The following is a 20,439-nucleotide window of genomic DNA, read 5'->3' as shown; positions in this document are numbered from 1 at the left end:
GAAATTCCCAGTAAAAGCAGTGTGTAAATATTTTTCACTTGTAGTAGAATATTTCACAGCGCATAAATTTTTCACAAACATAATTTCATAACGTTTCACAATTCCAGAGGGAGGGTATTTACTTTCATGAAAAGAAACTGGAAAACTATGGACGGTAATGAGGCTGTCGCTCACGTAGCGTATGCCTTCTCCGAAATGGCGACGATTTATCCCATCACGCCTTCTTCGCCCATGCCTGAACACATTGACGAATGGGCAGCGCACGGACGCAAGAACATTTTCGGCAAAACCGTCAAAGTAACCGAAATGCAGTCAGAAGCAGGAGCGGCGGCGGCCTGCCACGGCGCATTGTCGGCGGGAGCATTGGCCAGCACCTACACGGCATCACAGGGACTCCTCCTCATGATTCCGAACATGTACAAAATCGCGGGCGAGCTTCTTCCCGGAGTCTTCCACGTAACAGCAAGAGCCATAGCAATGCACGCGCTTTCGATTTTCGGAGACCACAGCGATGTAATGTCGACTCGTATGTGCGGCTTCACGATGATTGCGGGCGGCTCAGTGCAGGAAGCTCACGACATGGCCGCAGTAGCACATCTTACGGCGATTAAGTCATCAGTACCCGTGCTGAATTTCTTTGACGGATTCAGAACGTCCCACGAGATTCAGAAGGTTGACGCTTTCGACTATGCAGACCTCGCCAAACTCGTAGACTATGACGCGATTGCAGCATTCAGAGACCGTTCAATGAGGCCGGAAAAGCCCTTCACGAAAGGTACAGCGCAGAACCCCGATATATTCTTCCAGGCGAAAGAAGCCTCACAGCCTTTCTATGACAAAGTGCCGGACATCGTAGCCAAGTACATGGAAGACATCAAAGGCATTTGCGGCCGCGAGTATCACCCGTTCAGCTACTACGGCGCACCCGATGCAGAGCGCGTAATCGTTGCGATGGGTTCAGTGTGTCAGGCGATTGAAGAGACCGTAGACTACCTCAACGCGAAAGGCGAGAAAGTCGGAGTCGTTGAAGTCCACCTTTATCGCCCGTTCTCACCCAAATATTTCTTCAGGGCATTACCCGCGACAGTGAAAGCAATCGCAGTTCTTGACCGCGTGAAGGAAGTCGGCGCACTCGGCGGGCCTCTCTATGAGGATGTATGCTCGCTGTTCGTAGGAAACTGCCGCGCTCCCAAGATTGTTGGCGGACGCTACGGACTCGGCTCGAAAGACACAACGCCGTCAGATCTCAAAGTCTGCTTTGACAACCTGAAACTCTTTGAGCCTCGCAACAACTTCACACTCGGAATCATTGACGACGTGAACGACAGCTCACTCATCCCCGATGAGCATATCAACGCCGCGGCGGAGGGAACAGTTTGCTGCAAGTTCTGGGGACTCGGCAGTGATGGCACAGTCGGCGCGAACAAGAACAGCATCAAGATTATCGGCGACCACACAGACATGTACGCGCAGGGATATTTCGACTATGACTCGAAAAAGTCCGGCGGTATCACAATGTCGCACCTGCGTTTCGGCAAATCGCCCATCAAGTCAACATACCTCATTGACCACGCAGACTTCATAGCGTGCCACAAACAGGAGTACGTGAATCAGTATGACCTTCTCCAGGGCATGAAGGAAGGCGGAACGTTCCTGCTCAATACACAGTGGACGACACTTGAGGCATTAGAGGAACACCTGCCCGCAAGCCTGAAGCGCAAAATCGCTAACCTCGGCTGCAAGTTCTACGTCATCAACGCTGTAGACGAGGCGCAGAAGATCGGACTCGGCTCACGCACAAATACAATCATGCAGTCAGCATTCTTCAAGCTCGCAAAGGTTATCCCGATTGAAGACGCTGTAACCTACATGAAGGAAGCAATCGTAAAATCCTACGGCGCAAAGGGCGAGGACATCGTGAAGATGAATTACGCCGCTGTTGACGCAGGACTCGCGGGACTCATTGAGATTAACGTTCCGGAAGCATGGAAGACAGCAGAGGACAAAGCTCACAAACGCCCCGGACTCCCGACAGAGATTCCCGGATTCATCAGCTATCAGGTTGACACAATCAACGCTCAGAAGGGCAACACACTTCCTTCAAGCGCATTTGTTGACGGCTACGAGGATGGACACTTCCCGGCAGGCACAAGCAAGTACGAGAAGCGCGGAGTCGCCGTAAACGTCCCCGAATGGAACGGCGCAAAGTGCATTCAGTGCAACCAGTGCTCAATGGTATGCCCTCACGCGGCAATTCGTCCCTTCCTGCTTAACGCTGAGGAGCAGGCAATCGCCCCTGAAGGATTCGGAGCTGTTGACGTTAAAGCACCGAAACTCAAAGCGGCAGGCTACAAGTACAAAATGCAGGTTGACGTTCTCGACTGTCTCGGCTGCGGAAACTGCGCGGACATCTGCCCGGTTAAGGCTCTCGAAATGAAGCCGTCAGCAACACAGACAGCAGAGATTGACCGCTGGACGTTTGCATTTGAGAACGTTGCGGACAAGGCTGACGCGGGCGACAAGTTCACCGTTCAGGGTTCACAGTTCCAGAGACCTCTGTTTGAGTTCAGCGGAGCCTGCGCGGGCTGCGGTGAGACTCCCTACGCGAAACTCATCACACAGCTTTTCGGCTCAAGAATGATCGTCGCGAACGCTACCGGCTGTTCCTCCATCTGGGGCGGCTCTGCTCCGTCAATGCCCTACACGACAGACGCGAACGGACACGGCCCGGCCTGGGGCAACTCGTTATTTGAGGACGCGGCAGAATACGGAATGGGCATGAAGTTATCGCTGAATGTCATGGTCAACTACCTTGTTTCAGCGGCTGAAGCTCTCGTGAAGATGGACGGCGTTCCCGCACCGATGAAGGAAGCGTTACAGGGCTGGCTTGACGTTCACGAGGACGGAGAAGCGAGCGTAGCGGCGGCGGCGAAAGTTGAGGAATGCCTCGACAAACTTTGCTGCGGTTGCTGCGACTGCGGAATGTCATTCGATGACCTCAGCGAGGAAGCACAGAAGGAAGTCTGCACACTCTGCGAGTACAAAGACTACCTCGTGAAAAAATCCGTGTGGATATTCGGCGGAGACGGCTGGGGCTACGATATTGGCTACGGCGGACTCGATCACGTTCTCGGAAGCGGCGAGGATGTCAACGTTCTCGTTCTTGACACGGAAGTTTACTCCAACACCGGCGGACAGTCGTCAAAGTCAACACCCACAGCAGCAATTGCACAGTTTGCGGCAAGCGGAAAGAGAACCCGCAAAAAGGATCTCGGCAGAATGGCAATGACATACGGCACTGTTTACGTTGCACAGGTCGGAATGGGCGCGGACAAAAACCAGCTCATGAAGGCACTGAAGGAAGCAGAAGCCCACAAAGGCCCGTCATTAGTCATCGCTTACGCCCCTTGCATTAACCACGGAATCCGCGCTGGAATGGGCAAGACTCAGGAGCGCACAAAACTGGCGGTCGAAAAAGGCTACTGGCACCTTTACAGGTACAACCCTGATGTTGAGGCCGGGAAAAACCCGTTCACACTCGACAGCAAAGCACCGAAACTGTTTGATGACGCTGAAGCGTTCGTGAAGGACTACAAAGAGTTCCTCATGGGCGAAGTCAGATACTCATCACTCAAGAGAGGCTTCCCCGCAATCGCTGATGAGCTTTTCGACAGGAACGCGGCTGAGGCGAGAGAACGCTATCTCACGTACAAGGCACTTGCCGAAATGGGAGCAATCTCAGCTGAAGCAAAGTAGTATCAACGTAACACAGTAAGAAATTAACAGCCGGGTGTAAGCGATTATGCCCGGCTTTGCTGAGAAAAATGACTGAAGGATACCAGACGACAGCGGCAATATTGACAGCAGTAGAAATTGAGACAGAATCAGTTCTCAGTCTCTATGATGAATGGGACAAAGTGAAAATTCCCGGAGACAGTCAGACATACTATCAGACAGAATTTACGCGTGAGGAAAAAAAGTACAAACTGATAACGGCACAACAGGAGGTAATGGGCATGACCTCATCAGCTTTGTTATGTGCGAAGGTAATATCAAATTTCCGTCCCCGTTACCTGATAATGTGCGGTATAGCAGCCGGAATTGGCGAGGGAATAGAGCAAATATACGGGGATATACTTGTTCCTGATATTGTGTGGGATTACTCAACGGGAAAATTTGTAGGGCCGTATAAATCTGAGATGCGTTTCGGTGATTTAGGATTTCTTCCCAGACCACGAAGCATAGCAGTTGACAAATCAATTCTTTCTGTAATTAGGAGCACAATCGGACGCGATGACAACGAGTTTAATATTTACATAGGGCCGATGGCGTGCGGAAGTGCGATAGTGGCGAACAATAAATTTGTCCTTAAACGTGTATTGCCGTTATTCCCGTCAACAATAGGTTTAGACATGGAATCCTACAGTGTGATTTATTCAGCTGTGCATTTTTCAGCTCCCTCACCAAAAGCAATAATCATCAAGGGGATATGTGATTACGCAAACGAGGATAAGAGCGACAAGTACCAGAAATTTGCAGCATATAACAGCAGTCATTTCACGAAATATCTATTAGAGCGTCATTTGCCGTTAGAGACATAGCCGAAGCAAGAGAGCGTTATCTCACGTATAAAGCACTTGCTGAAATGGGAGCAATCTCAGCGGAAGCAAAGTAGCAGTAACTCACACAAAGGAAAATTCTTGCGCTCTTCCTGAAATATGGAGGGGCGCATTTTTTCTGCTGTATTATAATGTGCGTAATCACCCAAAATCACAGGAGGAGTCATTATGCAGTTCAGGAGATTCGGAAATAAATACTTTGTCCGCATTGACAGAGGCGAGGAAATTATGTCGTCCCTGAAAAATTTTTGTGAGTCCGAGAAAATCACCCTTGCTGAAGTGAAAGCACTGGGAGCGGTTGATGATTTCATTGTGGGACTGTTTGACGTTAAGGAAAAGAAGTATCACTCAAATCATTTCACCTTCCCCGCCGAAATAACAAGCCTCTGGGGAACAGTAACGACCAAAAACGGAAAATTTTACCCTCATATACACATGAGCGCGGGCGATGTTCACGGAAATGTTTTCGGGGGGCATTTAAGCTCGGCCAGAGTCAGCGCAACCTGCGAGATGATTGTTGACGACATTTCAGACGGCGGCGCAAACGGATTCACAGTAGAGCGGAAAATGAATGAGGAAGTCGGCTTAAACCTTTTCGAGTTCATAGACTGATTATCACTTCATGGGCTGCCCGGAAAAAGACAGGCTCACCGGTCTTCTCACACGCAACGAATTTCACAGGCAGGCGGGGAAAATCACGGCGGGGGGGCTTGCTGTCATATGGTTCAATCTCGACAACTTCAAGATGTTCAACAAGCGTTTCGGATTCGGGCGCGGCGATGACATTCTGAGGGAGATTGCTTTGATTCTGGGCGGCGTTTTCTCACCTGACACTTTCGGGGACAGCCTCATAGCGAGATTCTCGGACGACAATTTCATAGTGCTTACTGACTGGGCTGTAGCTGAGATGAATATCGGCGCGGTTCAGGAATATTTGTACGCGCTTCATGAGGATGTTACGTTACGGCTAAGGGCGGGGATATATTTCCCGTCTGATGATGACGACATACGCTCATCATGCGACAGGGCAAAACTGGCCTGCGACTCAATCCGCAAAAATCATTCTGTCAGCTCGTGCATGTTCCATGACGGAATGAGCCGAGAGCTTGAGCTTCAGCAGCATATTCTTGACACGCTGGACTCGGCCATGTCGAACGGATATATCACTGTCCTGTATCAGCCGATTGTGAGACTCTCAACGGGGAAAATCTGCGGGGCTGAGGCTTTAGCACGGTGGAATGACCCGGAGAAAGGAATAATCCCCCCTAACGAATTTATACCTACCCTCGAAAATTACAGGGAGATTCACAAGCTCGACATTTACGCCGTCAAGAAAGTATGCGGTGATTACAGGCTCAGGAATGAGGCAGGGCTTCCCGTTGTGCCTTTGTCGGTCAATTTGTCGCGGCTTGATTTTGAGCTTTGCGACATAATACGCGAGATAGAGTCCGCCGTAACAGTCAGCAAAATTCCCCGTAACATGATGAATATTGAGCTTACCGAGAGCATTAACGACGAGGACATGACGGTGCTTAATCTTGGGATTGAGCGTTTCAGGGCAATGGGCTATGAGATATGGATGGATGACTTTGGGTCGGGGTATTCGTCATTGAACGTTCTGAAGGATTACAATTTTGACACGATAAAATTCGACATGAAATTTCTTAACGGATTCGACATTCGGAAGTCAGAGAAGGCAAAATACATAATCAGCTCAAATTTACAGATGGCCAGGCTTATGGGAATGCAGGCACTTGCGGAAGGAGTCGAGACAGCCGGACAGCTTGAATATCTGAGGTCTATAGGTTTCGACAAGGCGCAGGGGTATTATTTCGGGCGGCCTATGAAACTTGATGAGCTTTTCGCGCTCGAAAGGGGTATAGAAACAGTAACAGCACGCTAAAATTTCGCGTTCCCTGCGGTAAAATAGCCTCAGAATTTCCCACGAAAAATTTTCACACAAAGGAGGCATTCCCGCAATGGTCAACCGTCATATAAACAGGCTGATAAATTTTGCGCTTTATCACAAACTCATCGCCCCGGAGGATTCTACGTGGGCGGCAAATTCATTAATCGGCATACTTGGCATTAACTCGTTTGAGCCTGAGACAATCACCGAAAATTTCACCGCTTCCCCCGACTCAATCCTCGCTGAGATTCTCGACTGGTCAGCAGAAAATCACATCATCGAGAACACAGAGACAGAACGCGATCTCCTCGACACCGAATTAATGGGCGCACTGACCCCGCGTCCGTCAGATGTTATTGCGGAGTTCGGGACTCTCATGGCCGAGTCGCCCGTCAAAGCTACGGATTACTTCTACAGGCTGGGAGTCTCGTCAAACTACATACGCTCAGAGCGCACCGCCAAAAATATTTGTTGGAAGACAGCGACAGACTACGGCGAATTAGACATCACCATCAACCTGTCAAAGCCCGAAAAAGATCCCCGCGACATCGCAAAGGCCAAAACAATAAAATCAACAGGCTATCCCAAATGCTTATTGTGCCGCGAAAATGAAGGCTTCTACGGTCATCACGCACACCCCGCACGGCAAAATATCAGGCTCATTCCGCTAACATTGCAGGGAAAAAGATGGTACTTCCAGTACTCCCCGTACAGCTACTACAATGAACACTGCATTGTCCTCGACGAAAATCACGTGCCTATGCTGATTTCGCGTGAGACGTTCGGGAATCTCTTTGCGTTCGTGTCAATGTTCCCGCACTACTTCATAGGGTCAAACGCTGACCTTCCCATTGTAGGAGGCTCTATTCTCTCGCACGATCACTATCAGGGCGGGCGATACACTTTCGCGATGGCTGTCGCTCCTGTCGAGAAGGAATACACAACAGGCAATCCCGAAATCACAGCGGGGCGCGTAAAGTGGCCGATGTCAGCAATACGACTCCGTTCACGGAAGCCTGAAGCACTCGTGAATCTCGCGGATAAAATTTTGTCTGCATGGCGCGAATACACAGACGAGTCCGCCGGGATTCTCGCGTATTCTGACGGTGAGCCGCACAACACAATAACGCCCATCGCACGAATGAACGGTGAAGATTACGAGCTTGATTTAGTCCTCCGTAACAACAGGACAAGCGCGGAACATCCCCTAGGCATATTCCATCCTCATGCGGAAGTCCATCACATCAAGAAGGAAAATATCGGGCTGATTGAAGTAATGGGACTCGCAGTACTTCCCGCCCGTCTCAAAAATGCGTTGGAGCGAATCCGCTCGGCATGGCTTGAGGGAAAAGAGACTCTCCCGTCAGAGCTTGAAGCCCACGAGAAATGGTACAGGGGACTCAGGGCGAAATATGACGGTCTTGCGGGTGAAGAAAATGTGCGGAATATGCTGCGCGATGAAGTCGGGCATGTATTCACGCAGGTATTGACGGACAGCGGAGTGTACAAGAGAACGCCGGAAGGTTTAGCGGCATTCGACAAATTTTCACAGGAGGTATTGAGATGATGACAAAAGATTTTCGCGCTTATGTCGGCAATGAAGAGCAGGTTTACGGAGTGCGGCGTGTTATTCTTGACGAGGGCAACGCACGGGGAATCGCAATGTACCAGGTTACGACAGCGGGAGGGCTTGAGCTTGACATTCTCCCGGACTCAGGACTCGATATCGGCCGGGTAAAATTCCGGGGGGTCAACATCAATTACACGACAAAGAACGGCTACGACTCGCCCGCAAGATTTCTGCCTGTTCACGGCGAATTTGACCGCTATTTTCCGGGCGGAATGCTCTTCACGTGCGGAATGTTATCGGCAGGCCCGGAGAATGTCGACAACGGAGAATTTCACCCATTGCACGGACGCTTTCACGGACTCAGCGCGAAAGGACTCTACGGTTACAGCGATGGGGATAATATTTTCGTGGGCGGTGAAGTCAGAGAAACGGCGCAGGGAAAATACTGCTTCAGCGTGAGACGGCGTTACACGATTCCGGCGTGGAAAAGTGAAATTCTGCTTGAGGACGAAATAACGAACCTTACGCCCGAACCCGCAGAATATATGATGCTGTATCACATGAATTTCGGCTGGCCTATGCTGAGTGAGTCGGCGGTGCTTGAGCTTCCCGAAAAACGCAAGGTAACTCCGAGGACTCCCTACGCGGAGAAGGGACTTGCGAGTCAGTGTACGTTCTGCAAACCTATTGACGGCGAGGAAGAGCAGGTATTCTTCAACGAGATGGAGACGGAAGCATTTGCGCGGCTGAAGAATCCTGAGCTGGGAATTTCGGCGGAGCTTTCGTGGTCGCTTGACACCCTGCCGATTTTGGCGCAGTGGAAGAACATGAAGAGCGGCGATTACGTTTTAGGGCTTGAGCCGTCAACGTGCTACATTATGGGACGTGAACGCGAACGCAGAGAAGGACGGCTGATGACGCTTTCACCGTATGGGAGCGTGAAGCATTCTGTGAGGCTGAAATTCTCGGAGTGAAATTTTCGGCGGGTGCTAAATCCGTGAGCCTCCCGAAAACGCCGGGGGGCTTCTTTCTTCACATGCTGAGGAAATCGCGCTTGACCTTTCGGAATCTCCTCTGCGAAATACTCAGCTCCTTTCCTCCGTCAAAAATAATTTTCCCTTCCTCAAGCATTCTCACATTCTCAAGATTAATGAGATATGCTGACCCTAATTCAGTAAAATTACTCTTGCGGTGGGGGCAATAAGTTTTCTCATGTCCCGCGCCGTAATCCTCACAGAAATTTCTTCAGACCGCGTAATTATTGCCTGATACTTTTCGTGCGTCTCGCAGTATAGAATCTCATTCAGGAAAATTTTGCGGACGGCTTTTCTTTGCCTGACGATGATAAATTTTCTTGCGGGAAAAATTCTGCCGAGTGCGGAAAATATTTTGTCCTTTGTCGCAGGCTTTATGATATATTGCCGGGCGCATAATTCCCAAGCGTCAAGGGCGTAATTCTCTGAGGCTGTAATGAATATGACATTTCCGGGAAAATTCCCCGCCCTGAGTCTTTTTGCGGCTTCTATTCCTGAAATGCCCGGAAGATTTATGTCAGTGAAAATTATATCGGGCCTGTAGCCTTCTGATGTAATCGACTGCATGAGGGATTCTGCGGTGATGAAGTGCTTTACTCTCAGTTCTTCGTGTGATATTTCTTCATAGTCATCAAGGATATTCTGAAGCTCTACCGCGTCAGAGGGAGAGTTCTCGCAGAGTGCTATATCATACATACAAATCACTTGCCTTGCTTAAAACCGAAATATGCCCGAAATAATACCACATATGCTACGAAATATTTTACAGCGGATTATGTAGTGTAAACTTTCTACTAGGAGTACGGCGGGCTTTATTTGAAACAGCACTCATTAAGGACACGCATTCGCCCTTCACTCTGCCGGCCGTATTTCCAATTTCTGAGACAGGGAGATATTCTGAGAATGGAAGAGTGTGTTGGGTGTATTGTTGGCGTTTGGCTTCTCGGAGGAGCTGTATATCTGCTGTGGCTTCTCGTTGTCGCTGCAAAAGATTTCCTGATGTATATATTTCACCGCAGCAATACTGAATAACTTTGTGGTAAATTATGCGTGAAAACAATAATCCCAAAAAGGAGCGAAAATTTCATGTATGACTGTCTCATTGTCGGAGCAGGACTCACAGGCTCGGTGATTGCACATGAGCTTCACAGCCGGGGGAAGTCCGTCCTTGTCATCGATAAACGGAATCACATCGCCGGAAATATTTTCACCGAGAACATCAGCGGGATTCATGTCCATGTTTACGGGGCGCATATCTTCCACACAAACAGCCGGGCAGCCTGGAATTATGTCAACAATTTTGCCGACTTCAACAGATTCACAAACTCACCTGTCGCAAACTACAAGGGGGAAATATATTCATTGCCCTTCAGCATGTGGACATTCAACAAAATGTGGGGCGTATTTACCCCTGAAGAAGCCCGCGAAAAAATCGAGTCCCAGAGGCGCGAGTCAGGCATAACGAATCCCCGTAATCTTGAGGAGCAGGCAATAAGCCTCGTCGGCCGCGACATCTATGAACGCCTCATAAAGGGCTACACCGAAAAGCAATGGGGGCGGCCATGCAGTGAGCTTCCCGCGTTCATCATAAAGCGTCTCCCAGTCCGCTACACTTACGACAACAATTATTTCAACGCATTGTATCAGGGGATTCCTGTTGACGGCTTCACGGAGATAATACGGAAACTTCTTGAAGGCTGTGATGTCCGACTGAGCTGTGATTATTTTTCTGACAGGGGGAATTTTGACGGGCTTGCGGGAAAAGTTGTTTTCACCGGGCAGATTGACGAATATTTTGATTACAGTCTCGGACATCTTGAATACAGGACATTAAGATTTGAGCATGAACTCATGAAGGGAGTCAGAAATTTTCAGGGCAACGCGGTAATAAATTGGACGGACAAAGATATACCCTACATGCGGACGATTGAGCATAAGCACTTTTACCCCGGACTTGAAACAGAAGACACCGTATTGACGCACGAATACAGCGCGGAATGGAGGCCGGGAACGGAGCCGTATTATCCCGTCAACAATGAGCGGAACAATACATTATGTGAACAGTACAAGGAGCTTGCGCGGGAAAAATGTCCTGATGTGATATTCGCGGGGAGACTCGGCGAGTACAAATATTACGACATGGACGCGGCATTACTGCGTGCGCTTGAGATTGCGTCTCAGATTTCGTAGTCGCTGAAGGCCGAGGGGTCAAGCGATTTCACCTCTACGACCTCGCGGACATTGATGCAGAAATTATGCACGATCATCAGGCGGGCTAATATATGGCCGTCTATGAGGATGATACGTTTCTCCTTCGCGTAATCCTGCGCGGGCTTTGAGAATGAAGCGTTTGTTACGAGGAGTCCGCGCCCCGCTTTTCGCTCTACAGCGTCGCCGAAACTCTGCATGTTCCAGCTTGTTATTATGCTGCCTCTCTCAAGTTTCCGCGTCTGAATATATATCGGGTTATAGCCGGGGCGATCCTCAATGATTATCCCCTGAATCGCTCCGGGACTCGTTCGGCGTTTGGCGTTCTTGAAGACCTCGTAGCCCATGCGTATCAATAAATCCGTAACAAGCTGCTCAAAACCTGCGGGGGACAAGTTGCTTACCCTCGCAAGAATCTGGCTGACTAAGTTCGCATAGTCTGAGGACTCTTCATTGTTCAGTGTGAGTTTGCGATCATTCATATTGTTACGCCGTCAAAAAATTTGGTGATATTATAATTTATCCGCCCGCCTTTTGTAGAATACAGGCATTCCCGCAATAATTTCTATAACCTCGTCAGCCTCAGCCGCAATTTTCACAAGCAAATCCGCAAGTGCCTTCACGTAATTTTCCGTGAGAGCGTTATATTCTCCGCCGTCCGAAAATATATCGTCAGCAACAATCACGGCACCTTTCACCCGCGACATTATCACCCGCAAATCGCCGTACACCTTCCCCGCAACATGGCCGGGACTCTTCACGCCTTCAGGGGAAAACATTTCGTTGGCCGTCCACGCTGTGAGGCTCTCAATCATCACGGAAGCCCCCGCAGGAATATTCATGCCCGCCAAATTTCTGGGACGCTCTATCGTCATGAAGCCTTTTCCCGCTCTCATTGCCTGATGGATTCTGACTCGCTCTCTCATTTCGTCATCGTATACTTCTGAGACAGCCGCATAAATTTTTGGACTCCCGGGTAATTCTGACAGCCTCGACTCCGCGTAACGGCTTTTCCCGCTTGACGCACTTCCGAAAATCAATATCAACATGTCTGCTATAATACTCTAAAATTTTTCCTTCAGGAATTTTGCTGATGAAACTTAAAACTCTAATATTACTTGTGCTTTTCTCTCTCACGGCTTCGGCCTCACATGCTGAAATTTCCGTAACATGCAGCCTTTTTCCCGTCTACGATTTCACACGGAGCATTGCCGGGACTCTTGCTGACGTAGAATTACTCCTTCCGCCCGGAACTGAGCCTCACGAATATGAGCCGTCTCCCCGCGACATTAAGACTCTGAATGACTCGGACGTGTTCATATTCACGGGTGCATTGATGGAGCCTTGGGCGGTGAAAGTCTCGCAGTCCCTCAAAGACACACGGAGTATTGACGCTTCAGACGGAATAGAATTGACCGACAATGACCCGCATATATGGCTTGATTTGTCGCTTGCTCAAAAAATGGTGATGAACATTCTGCGCGGACTGTCTGAGGCTGACCCGGGCAACTCATCAGAATATGCCCGCAACGCTGAGACATTATGCGCCGGACTCAGAGAGCTTGACGGGAAATTTTCGGCCATGAGGAAGCCTAGACCGTTAATTTTCGCAGGGGAATTTTCCGCCGGATATTTCGTGAGGCGTTACGGGTTCGAGTATCTCAGCGCGTATGAAGGCGAGAATGAACCGTCCTTGCGGAGAATGTCGGACATAATCAGGCACATTCAGCAGGATAAAGTACGCTATATTTTCACGGACATCAACGGGGCTGGTGATGTTGCCCGGACGATAAGCGATGAGACAGGCGCGGAGCTTCTCACTTTCGGGACGGGTCATTTTGTGCCTGACGATGATATTACGTTCCTGAAAATCATGAATGACAACTACAGGAATATTTCTGAGGCCATGAATGACTGAGTGCCTGCGGCTGAATAACGCTGTCATAAAGTACGGGGACATTGCGACGGTTGACGGGGTATCACTTTCGGCCAATGCCGGCGAGATGATATTCATCACAGGCTCTAACGGCTCCGGGAAATCGACTCTCATGAAGGGAATCGCCGGGCTTCTTCAGCTTTCGTCAGGGACTCTCGTGAGGACTCCGAGAATGTCATACGTTCCGCAGTATGAAGACGCTGACCGGGATTTTCCTGCGCGTGTTCGTGAGATTGTTTTGACGGGGACTCAGCGTCCGGGAAAATTATTCCACACACGTAAAGACCGGGAGCAGGCAGAGTCGGCCATGAATGCGCTGAACATCGGCGGGATTTCGGGCAGTGAGATTCGGACTCTCTCCGGCGGGCAGTTGCGGCGGGTATTCTTGGCGCGGGCTATATGCGGGAATCCTGAATTGCTGCTGCTTGATGAGCCTTGCGCGGGACTCGACGCTCATACGCATGAGAGACTCTTCACGATACTGCGGGGGCTTCTTTCGGACGGGTGCGCGGTCGTTATGGTTACGCATGACATTTCCGACATTGACGGAATCCCTGAAGGCCGCGTGATTCGAATCTCTCACGGGAAAATCGCAAGTGATATTTCACACGGAGGACTCAATCATGAATGACCTTCTCGAAATTCTGTCGTATCCGTTTGCTTACAGGGCATTGATTGCGGGGACTCTCATATCGTTATGCGCGTCAGTGCTGGGAGTGATTCTCGTCCTGAAACATTATGCCTTAATCGGTCATGGCCTGTCTGAGATCGGTTTTGCGTCATTGTCTCTGTCGTCAGCACTGAACATTCAGCCGATGTATATTGCGGCTCCCTCAGTGATAGCGGCCTCATTCGTCATTATGTACGTCAGCAGGAAATACCGCACGGCGGGCGACACGGCAATAGCAATAGCATCCTCAGCGGCACTGGCTTTCGGTATAGCGGTGTCATCACTCACGGGGAAATCCTCGAATATGAGCGCGTATCTTTTCGGGAGCGTTCTTGCTGTGAGCAACTCGGATTTGTGGATTGCGGTGTTTTTGGCGGCTGTTGTGATTTCGTCATTCGTGATTCTCTATAATCGCTTGTTTCTCATAACATACAGCGCGGATTACGCGAGGACTCTGGGAATCAACACGGCCATGTATCAATTTGTCGTATCAGTCTTGACGGCTCTTGTAGTTGTCGCGGGAATGAGGATAACGGGAACGCTGTTAATTTCGGGAGTGATAATCCTTCCGGCGGTGTCTGCGAAAATAATAGCGCGGGGCTTCCGTTCTCTTGTCGTGATTTCGGGCGTAATATCGGTGATTGCGTTTTTGGCGGGGCTGGCTGTGTCGTTCGTCTTCAGCATACCGGCGGGGGCGGGCGTGATTCTGTCGAACGTAACAATATTAATGCTCATGAAAATATATTCGGGGGTACGGCCATGACGGGGAAGGGGCATAGGCTTTCTACGTTTGCGTTTGTGCTGGGTGCTACTGGGTCTCCATTGGCGGCGACATTCAGCTTTTTGGGCAGCACGTTCCCGGATTCGTCTGAGTATGTGATATTCGGGAAGAGGCGCAACAGGTATCACAGACGTTACACACACTGGTTTGTTCCGTGGCTTGTTATGGCACTGGTGTGCTTTGAGCGGTCTCACTGGATTGTGCCGCGTCTGTCAGTTCTTGTTGACGGGAGGAATGCCCATCTTGATGTGTGGTCATGCGCTGGCTTCTGGCTGATGGGATGTGTTCTGCATATCTTGGAGGATGCGTGGTGCGGTACAGTGCCTTTCCTGCTCCCCTGGAAAAGGAGCGTGGGAATGCACGTATTCCACATGTCGAAAAAAATCGGCGAAATGAGCCGGGGCGAGAAAAATTTTGTCCTATGCTGTGTCGGAATTTCATTGATTGCGTTCATGGTAAGGACGTTTACGGTATCCAGTTTTGTTGATTTCCTGCTTGCCCTGTGGAGGAGCATATAGCAGGATATTCACTCATTCTTGATTTTGCTGCGGAGGAAACAAATATGAAGTGCGATTATCATATTCACAGCTATTACAGCGAGGACAGCAATATACCTATGGAGCGTCAGGTTCTTCAGGCGTGCGAGCTTGGGCTTGATGAGATCTGCTTCACGGATCATGTAGATTACGGCGTGAGGTATGAAGATATAGATTACCCGCTGTACTTTGCGGAGATTGACGGACTGAGGCAGAAATACGCGGACAGAATCACAATACGGGCGGGGCTTGAGTGCGGAGTCCAGTCTCACACAACAGGGCAGTATGAATCACTGTGCGAGAAGTACCGGGATGATCTTGACTTTATACTCTTGAGCGTCCATCAGGTCGGAAACAAATGCTTCTGGAATCAGGAATATCAATCGGGAAAAACTCAGGACGAATACAACCGGGGCTACTACGAGGAATTATTGAGGGTAGTGCGCTCGTATCGTGATTATTCTGTGCTGGCTCACATGGATTTGATGAGGCGTTACGACATGGCCGGGGAATATCCGTTCAGGAAGGCGCAAGACATAATAGCCGAAATATTATCGGCCGTCATAGACAGCGGGAAGGGTATCGAGATGAACACGGCCTCATGGCGATACGGTCTCAAAGACACACAGCCGTGCCTGGAGATTCTGACGCTCTATCATGACATGGGCGGGGAAATTATCACGCTTGGGAGCGACTCACATTCGCCGGAATATATTTATGACCATGTGAGTCAGGCGCGGGATATTCTGCGGGATATAGGGTTTCGGAGGTTCTGCACGTTCGAGAAAATGAAGCCGATGTATCATGAGCTTTAGCGGGGAAAAGCGGGGGCGTATCCTCTTTCGGCGGCTCTCCCGTTTCAACTCGTGAGCTTAATTGTATACCCGGACTTAGAGAAGCACAGCACGGACACGCAATTATAAGCAGGAGTCTTTTCGTGTGGTTATGGTAAAATTTTTTTAATATCTGCCCAATTACGAGAATGATTAATCAGCACCCCTTCTTTTTTTGGGAATATAAATTTCATCACTTACACACAGAAAGGATAACTTCAATCATGCAACTAGCATTAGCAGTATTAGCCTTCATTGCCGGCTCCGGACTGGCATATGCGGTGTTAAGGGCGTGGGACAATGCCAAAGTGAACGGCGTGAAGAACCAAATCTCCAACATGCTCCGGGAAGCAGAAGAAAATTCCGAACGGATCAAGCAGGCAAAAATTACCGAGACCCGCGAGGAAGTAACCCGACTCAGGCAGGAAGCGCAGAAGGACATCAAAGAGCGCAGGCTCGAAATTCAGCGGACAGAGCGAAAACTCGAACAGAAAGAGGACAACCTCGACAAGAAAATTGACCGCGTAACCCGAAAAGAAGACGAACTCAAATCCCGGCAGGAGGAAATCGAAAAACGCCGCTCAGACCTCGAAGCCGCAATACAGCAGCAGGAAGAGAAACTACAGGAAGTAGCCGCCATGACCCGCGAGCAGGCGCAGGAAATTCTTTTAGCCCGCACAGAAGCAGACGCAAAGCACTTTCTCGGACTCAGGCTCAAAGAACTTGAAGAGCAGTACCAGCGGGAAGCAGACCGAAAATCACGCGACATCATCATAGGCGCAATGCAGCGATGTGTTGTAGAAAGTGCCGGGGAGTCAAGCATTAGCGTTGTGCCGCTCCCGTCAGAAGAAATGAAGGGCCGCATAATTGGCCGCGAAGGACGCAACATCAGGACATTCGAGAGCCTCACAGGAGTAGACCTCATCATAGACGACACCCCCGAAGCAGTAACACTTTCCAGCTTTGACCCTATACGCCGAGAGATCGCCCGCAGAGCTATGGAGAGGATGGTTGTTGACGGACGCATTCACCCCGCACGTATCGAGGAGTTAATCGAGAAGGCCGCCCGCGATATTGACGACGAAATGATTACGGAGGGCGAGAATGTCATTCTTGAACTCGGTATAAAGAACATGAACAACGAGCTTGTACGGACGATCGGCCAGCTGAAATTCCGTTACAGCTACGGGCAGAATGTTTTGTCCCACAGCATAGAGGTGGCGCAGATTGCCGGAATAATTGCCGCGGAGTTAGGGCTTGACGAGGAATTAGCCCGGCGGGGAGGACTCCTTCACGACATCGGGAAAGCTATCGACCGACAGACGGAAGGCCCTCACGCTGAAATAGGTGCTGACTTGGCGCGGAGACTCGGCGAGCGTCCCGAAATAGTGAGCTGTATCGCAAGCCATCATGACAATCTCGAAGTAAGCTCGGTGTATGAAGTGATTGTGTCTGTTGCTGACGCTATAAGCGCGTCCCGTCCTGGTGCAAGGCGTGAGAGTCTTGACGCATACATTAAGCGGCTCGAAAAGTTAGAGGAAATCGCGCAGAGTTTTGACGGCGTAACAAAGGCTTACGCAATGCAGGCGGGCAGAGAAGTCCGCGTAATGCTCAACGCAGAAAGGACAGATGACGGGACAGTGCATAAATTAGCGTTCGACATAGCAAGAAGGGTAGAAGCCGAGCTGAAATACCCCGGGCAAATCAAAGTCAGCGTAACACGTGAGACGAAAGCGGCGGAGTTTGCGAAATGAGGATACTATTTTCCGGCGATGTTTCATGGAACACGGGCAGGAAGGCTCTTGCTTATGCGCTGCCTGTAATACGGCGGGAACACGGCCCGTTTGATTTTGTCATCGTAAACTGCGAGAACGCCGCACACGGAAAAGGGATGACCGACAGAATATTTGACGGCTTCATAGAGTTAGGGGTTGACGCTATGACAAGCGGCAATCACATCTGGGACAAGCCGCAATTTTTCCCCGTTCTTGACGCTGAGACGAGAGTATTCCGCCCGGCGAATTATCCCCCGTCATGTCCCGGGCGCGGTCATGGCATAATCGAACGCAAGGGCAAAAGGCTGGGCATTCTGAATCTTCAGGGGCAGGTGTTTTTGCCGCCGATAGACTCCCCGTTTTACTGTGCTGACAGGCTGATATACGACCTCAAATCACAGGGCGGGGACAATCTGCCGATATTCGTGGACTTTCACGCGGAGGCCACGAGCGAGAAGCAGGCGATGGCGTACTATCTTGACGGGCGTGTGAGCGCGGTTGTCGGGACACATACGCATGTTCAGACGGCGGACGAAAGGATTTTCCCGAAAGGCACGGCGTATATTTCTGACGCTGGTATGACGGGCGGCCATGACGGTATATTAGGCGTGAGCTATGAGTCAGTCATGCCGAAATTCATTGACGGTCTTCCGTGCAAATTCGAGGCCAGCGAATCGGGTGCGGCGTTCAACGGAGTAATTATTGACATTGACGAGGACACCGGGCTTGCTGTAGGCATTGAGAGGATACAGCTTCCGGCGGATGATTTGACGTAGGAATGTAGCTGGGGTGCTGATGGCAGAAATGAGTCCTTCCTTGTGTGAGCGGGGGAGGATTTTTTTACGGGCGGAAAATTTCGGATAGGACTCCGTTTTCGAGGTCTGAGATGTTGAAGAGGGTATCAAGCTCGGAGAATGTCTCGTGAAGTTCAGACTTTGCGGACTCCCAGCCTTTTCCGTCAGTTATCCATATGAATGTGAAGCAGGGAATGCCGCGGGCTTGTTCTGCTATTAGGCGGTAACTTCTTGCGGTTTCGGTGAGCTTTGAGCCTCTGTCGGTGTAGAAATTTGTCTCAATCGCGCAGACATGGTCGGGAGTTTTGGCGGCGAAGTCCCAGCGTTTACTTTTGGCGAAAGATTCGGGGAGGGTGATTCCGAATTGCTTTGCGAGCTTGGCTGTTTTGATTTCGCGGCAATAGGTTACGCCGGATTTCTTGAGGAAGGATTCTACAAGGTGTTCCATCTGATGCCCGCCCCTGTTTTTGCGACCGTTTGAATCAAGTCCCGTTTCGACTCCCGTAACATAGTCGTTAAGATCATGGATAATGTGATTCTGTATCAAGTCAAACAGCCCGGTTTTGTGCATGAAGTAAGCGTACTGCTCCGGGGTTTGTGTCATCTTGTCGAAGCGATAAGTTAATTCTACGTCTTCCTCCCGACAGAAAATTTCATAGCTCCTGACAGCCAAGAGAATGGGTACAGCTCTGAGGCATTCAGGGTATTTCTTGAGGATACGCACAAATTCCGACTCTATATTTTCTGCCTTCACAAGCAGGTTAAGAATATTAATCTCGTCTCTCAGTTTACGGGCATTTTTGCATATCTTCCTGAAGTCAGAGTAGTAATCATAAGTGTTAATTGACGCTCTGAAAGTAGAGAACCATTCCTCGAAAATTCTTCCGCGCATGAATTTGTCAGCCTCCTTACAGATAAATTTATGTACTCCGGATTGTTGTCTATGCCGATATACCTGCGTCCCAATTTCTTGCAGGCGACTCCCGTTGTTGATGACCCACAGAAAGGATCAAGCACTAATTCCCCCTCGCGTGTTGAGGCCATTATTATGCGTTCGAGAATGTACAAAGGCTTCTGCGCTGGGTGTTTCCCCTGCGTCTTTTCACTTGCCGGCGTTAATGTCCCTGTCCAAACGTCTTTCATCTGTCGGCCTCCGTTCAATTCCTTCATCAGGTCATAATTGAAGTAATGCCGTGCCTTGCCGTTTTTTTTCGCCCATAAAATAGTCTCTGTGCTGTGCGTGAAGTACCTGCATGAAAGATTAGGGGGCGGGTTCGTCTTCTGCCATGTTATATTGTTCATTATCTTGAAGCCTTCCTGTTCTAGTGCCATGCCAACGGAATAAATATTGTGAAGAGTCCCCGTAATCCATATAGTTCCGTCAGGTTTGAGAACGTTCCGGCATAAACGGATCCATCTGCGGTTGAAGTCGTGTTTTTGCTCTGTGGATTCTAATTTGTCCCAGTTGCCTTTATTGACTGATACCCTTTTTCCCCCGCTACATGAAAATCCGCCGTTTGACAAAAAATATGGAGGATCAGCAAAAATCATGTCGACACTTTTCGGGCGCATATCTTCAAGCGCAAGAAACGCATCAGACAAATACAATGCTGAATCATCATCAGTGAAAAAAGGTTTTATCGAAGCGAAATACAACACGCAACACTCCCGCGAAAAATTCGTGAGTGATCTTAACAACTGATTTCCTAAACTGCAAATAGTTTTGTGAGTCAGTTTTTTCCGCAAAAAAAAACGCCCCGCCTCCCGAAAAAGA

The 20,439-nt window shown here is 49.7% G+C and carries 19 protein-coding genes; 14 read left to right on the top strand and 5 right to left on the bottom strand.

Annotation, left to right across the window (positions count from 1 at the left end; translation table 11 throughout):
* Positions 1–126: 126 nt before the first annotated feature.
* The 6 genes from nifJ to IKQ95_09460 all read left to right on the top strand — a co-directional run bounded on the left by nifJ (position 127) and on the right by IKQ95_09460 (position 9,072).
* Positions 127–3,756, top strand: a complete 3,630-nt coding sequence (nifJ, locus tag IKQ95_09485) for a pyruvate:ferredoxin (flavodoxin) oxidoreductase (protein ID MBR4196928.1) — start codon at positions 127–129, stop codon at positions 3,754–3,756.
* Positions 3,757–3,824: 68 nt separating this feature from the next.
* A complete protein-coding gene (locus IKQ95_09480; GenBank protein MBR4196927.1) occupies positions 3,825–4,601 on the top strand; it encodes a hypothetical protein in 777 nt (258 codons plus the stop codon).
* Between the two features lie 186 nt (positions 4,602–4,787).
* A complete protein-coding gene (locus tag IKQ95_09475; GenBank protein ID MBR4196926.1) occupies positions 4,788–5,231 on the top strand; it encodes a DNA-binding protein in 444 nt (147 codons plus the stop codon).
* 10 nt (positions 5,232–5,241) lie between these two features.
* Positions 5,242–6,522: an EAL domain-containing protein gene (locus tag IKQ95_09470; GenBank protein ID MBR4196925.1), complete on the top strand. Its 1,281-nt coding sequence runs from the start codon at positions 5,242–5,244 to the stop codon at positions 6,520–6,522.
* Positions 6,523–6,598: 76 nt separating this feature from the next.
* A complete protein-coding gene (locus IKQ95_09465) occupies positions 6,599–8,095 on the top strand; it encodes a UDP-glucose--hexose-1-phosphate uridylyltransferase (GenBank protein ID MBR4196924.1) in 1,497 nt (498 codons plus the stop codon).
* The gene (locus IKQ95_09460; protein ID MBR4196923.1) at positions 8,095–9,072 is read left to right on the top strand and encodes an aldose 1-epimerase family protein; all 978 of its coding nucleotides are present in this window, start codon (positions 8,095–8,097) and stop codon (positions 9,070–9,072) included. The genes IKQ95_09465 and IKQ95_09460 overlap by 1 nt, the downstream gene beginning before the upstream one ends.
* A gap of 192 nt (positions 9,073–9,264) precedes the next feature.
* Here IKQ95_09460 and IKQ95_09455 read toward each other — a convergent pair whose 3' ends face one another.
* Positions 9,265–9,828, bottom strand: coding sequence for a response regulator (locus tag IKQ95_09455; protein ID MBR4196922.1), 564 nt, complete (start codon positions 9,826–9,828; stop codon positions 9,265–9,267).
* A 390-nt stretch (positions 9,829–10,218) separates the two neighbouring features.
* Here IKQ95_09455 and glf point away from each other — a divergent pair, with 390 nt between their 5' ends.
* Entirely contained in the window at positions 10,219–11,322 is a 1,104-nt protein-coding gene (glf, locus tag IKQ95_09450; protein ID MBR4196921.1) for a UDP-galactopyranose mutase, read from the top strand.
* On the opposite strand, the gene IKQ95_09445 is transcribed toward glf, so the two are convergent.
* Both IKQ95_09445 and IKQ95_09440 read right to left on the bottom strand, forming a co-directional pair.
* A complete protein-coding gene (locus IKQ95_09445) occupies positions 11,310–11,822 on the bottom strand; it encodes a restriction endonuclease (protein ID MBR4196920.1) in 513 nt (170 codons plus the stop codon). The two genes, glf and IKQ95_09445, sit on opposite strands and share 13 nt — an antisense overlap.
* A gap of 30 nt (positions 11,823–11,852) precedes the next feature.
* Positions 11,853–12,380: a bifunctional adenosylcobinamide kinase/adenosylcobinamide-phosphate guanylyltransferase gene (locus IKQ95_09440; GenBank protein MBR4196919.1), complete on the bottom strand. Its 528-nt coding sequence runs from the start codon at positions 12,378–12,380 to the stop codon at positions 11,853–11,855.
* A 53-nt stretch (positions 12,381–12,433) separates the two neighbouring features.
* On the opposite strand from IKQ95_09440, the gene IKQ95_09435 reads away from it, so the two are divergent.
* From IKQ95_09435 to IKQ95_09405, 7 genes are all read left to right on the top strand, one after another.
* Positions 12,434–13,258, top strand: a complete 825-nt coding sequence (locus IKQ95_09435) for a zinc ABC transporter substrate-binding protein (protein MBR4196918.1) — start codon at positions 12,434–12,436, stop codon at positions 13,256–13,258.
* Positions 13,251–13,907, top strand: a complete 657-nt coding sequence (locus IKQ95_09430; protein ID MBR4196917.1) for a metal ABC transporter ATP-binding protein — start codon at positions 13,251–13,253, stop codon at positions 13,905–13,907. Before IKQ95_09435 ends, IKQ95_09430 begins: the two co-directional genes overlap by 8 nt.
* Positions 13,900–14,709, top strand: coding sequence for a metal ABC transporter permease (locus IKQ95_09425; protein MBR4196916.1), 810 nt, complete (start codon positions 13,900–13,902; stop codon positions 14,707–14,709). The genes IKQ95_09430 and IKQ95_09425 overlap by 8 nt, the downstream gene beginning before the upstream one ends.
* Positions 14,706–15,245 carry a metal-dependent hydrolase gene (locus IKQ95_09420; protein ID MBR4196915.1) on the top strand — a complete coding sequence of 180 codons (540 nt, stop codon included), beginning with the start codon at positions 14,706–14,708 and terminating at the stop codon, positions 15,243–15,245. Before IKQ95_09425 ends, IKQ95_09420 begins: the two co-directional genes overlap by 4 nt.
* A gap of 44 nt (positions 15,246–15,289) precedes the next feature.
* Positions 15,290–16,078: a histidinol-phosphatase HisJ family protein gene (locus IKQ95_09415; GenBank protein MBR4196914.1), complete on the top strand. Its 789-nt coding sequence runs from the start codon at positions 15,290–15,292 to the stop codon at positions 16,076–16,078.
* Positions 16,079–16,245: 167 nt separating this feature from the next.
* Positions 16,246–17,850, top strand: coding sequence for a ribonuclease Y (rny, locus tag IKQ95_09410; GenBank protein ID MBR4196913.1), 1,605 nt, complete (start codon positions 16,246–16,248; stop codon positions 17,848–17,850).
* The gene (locus tag IKQ95_09405; protein ID MBR4196912.1) at positions 17,847–18,647 is read left to right on the top strand and encodes a TIGR00282 family metallophosphoesterase; all 801 of its coding nucleotides are present in this window, start codon (positions 17,847–17,849) and stop codon (positions 18,645–18,647) included. The genes rny and IKQ95_09405 overlap by 4 nt, the downstream gene beginning before the upstream one ends.
* A 64-nt stretch (positions 18,648–18,711) precedes the next feature.
* Here the strand turns inward: IKQ95_09405 and IKQ95_09400 are convergent, their stop codons facing one another.
* On the bottom strand, positions 18,712–19,557 hold the full coding sequence (locus tag IKQ95_09400; protein MBR4196911.1) for a type II restriction endonuclease: 846 nt from the start codon (positions 19,555–19,557) through the stop codon (positions 18,712–18,714).
* On the bottom strand, positions 19,449–20,273 hold the full coding sequence (locus IKQ95_09395; GenBank protein MBR4196910.1) for a site-specific DNA-methyltransferase: 825 nt from the start codon (positions 20,271–20,273) through the stop codon (positions 19,449–19,451). The genes IKQ95_09400 and IKQ95_09395 overlap by 109 nt, the downstream gene beginning before the upstream one ends.
* Positions 20,274–20,439: the final 166 nt, after the last annotated feature.

Source organism: Synergistaceae bacterium (assembly GCA_017540085.1).
Classification (GTDB): Bacteria; Synergistota; Synergistia; order Synergistales; family Aminobacteriaceae; genus JAFUXM01.
This window is presented reverse-complemented; position numbering and strand designations above follow the sequence as displayed.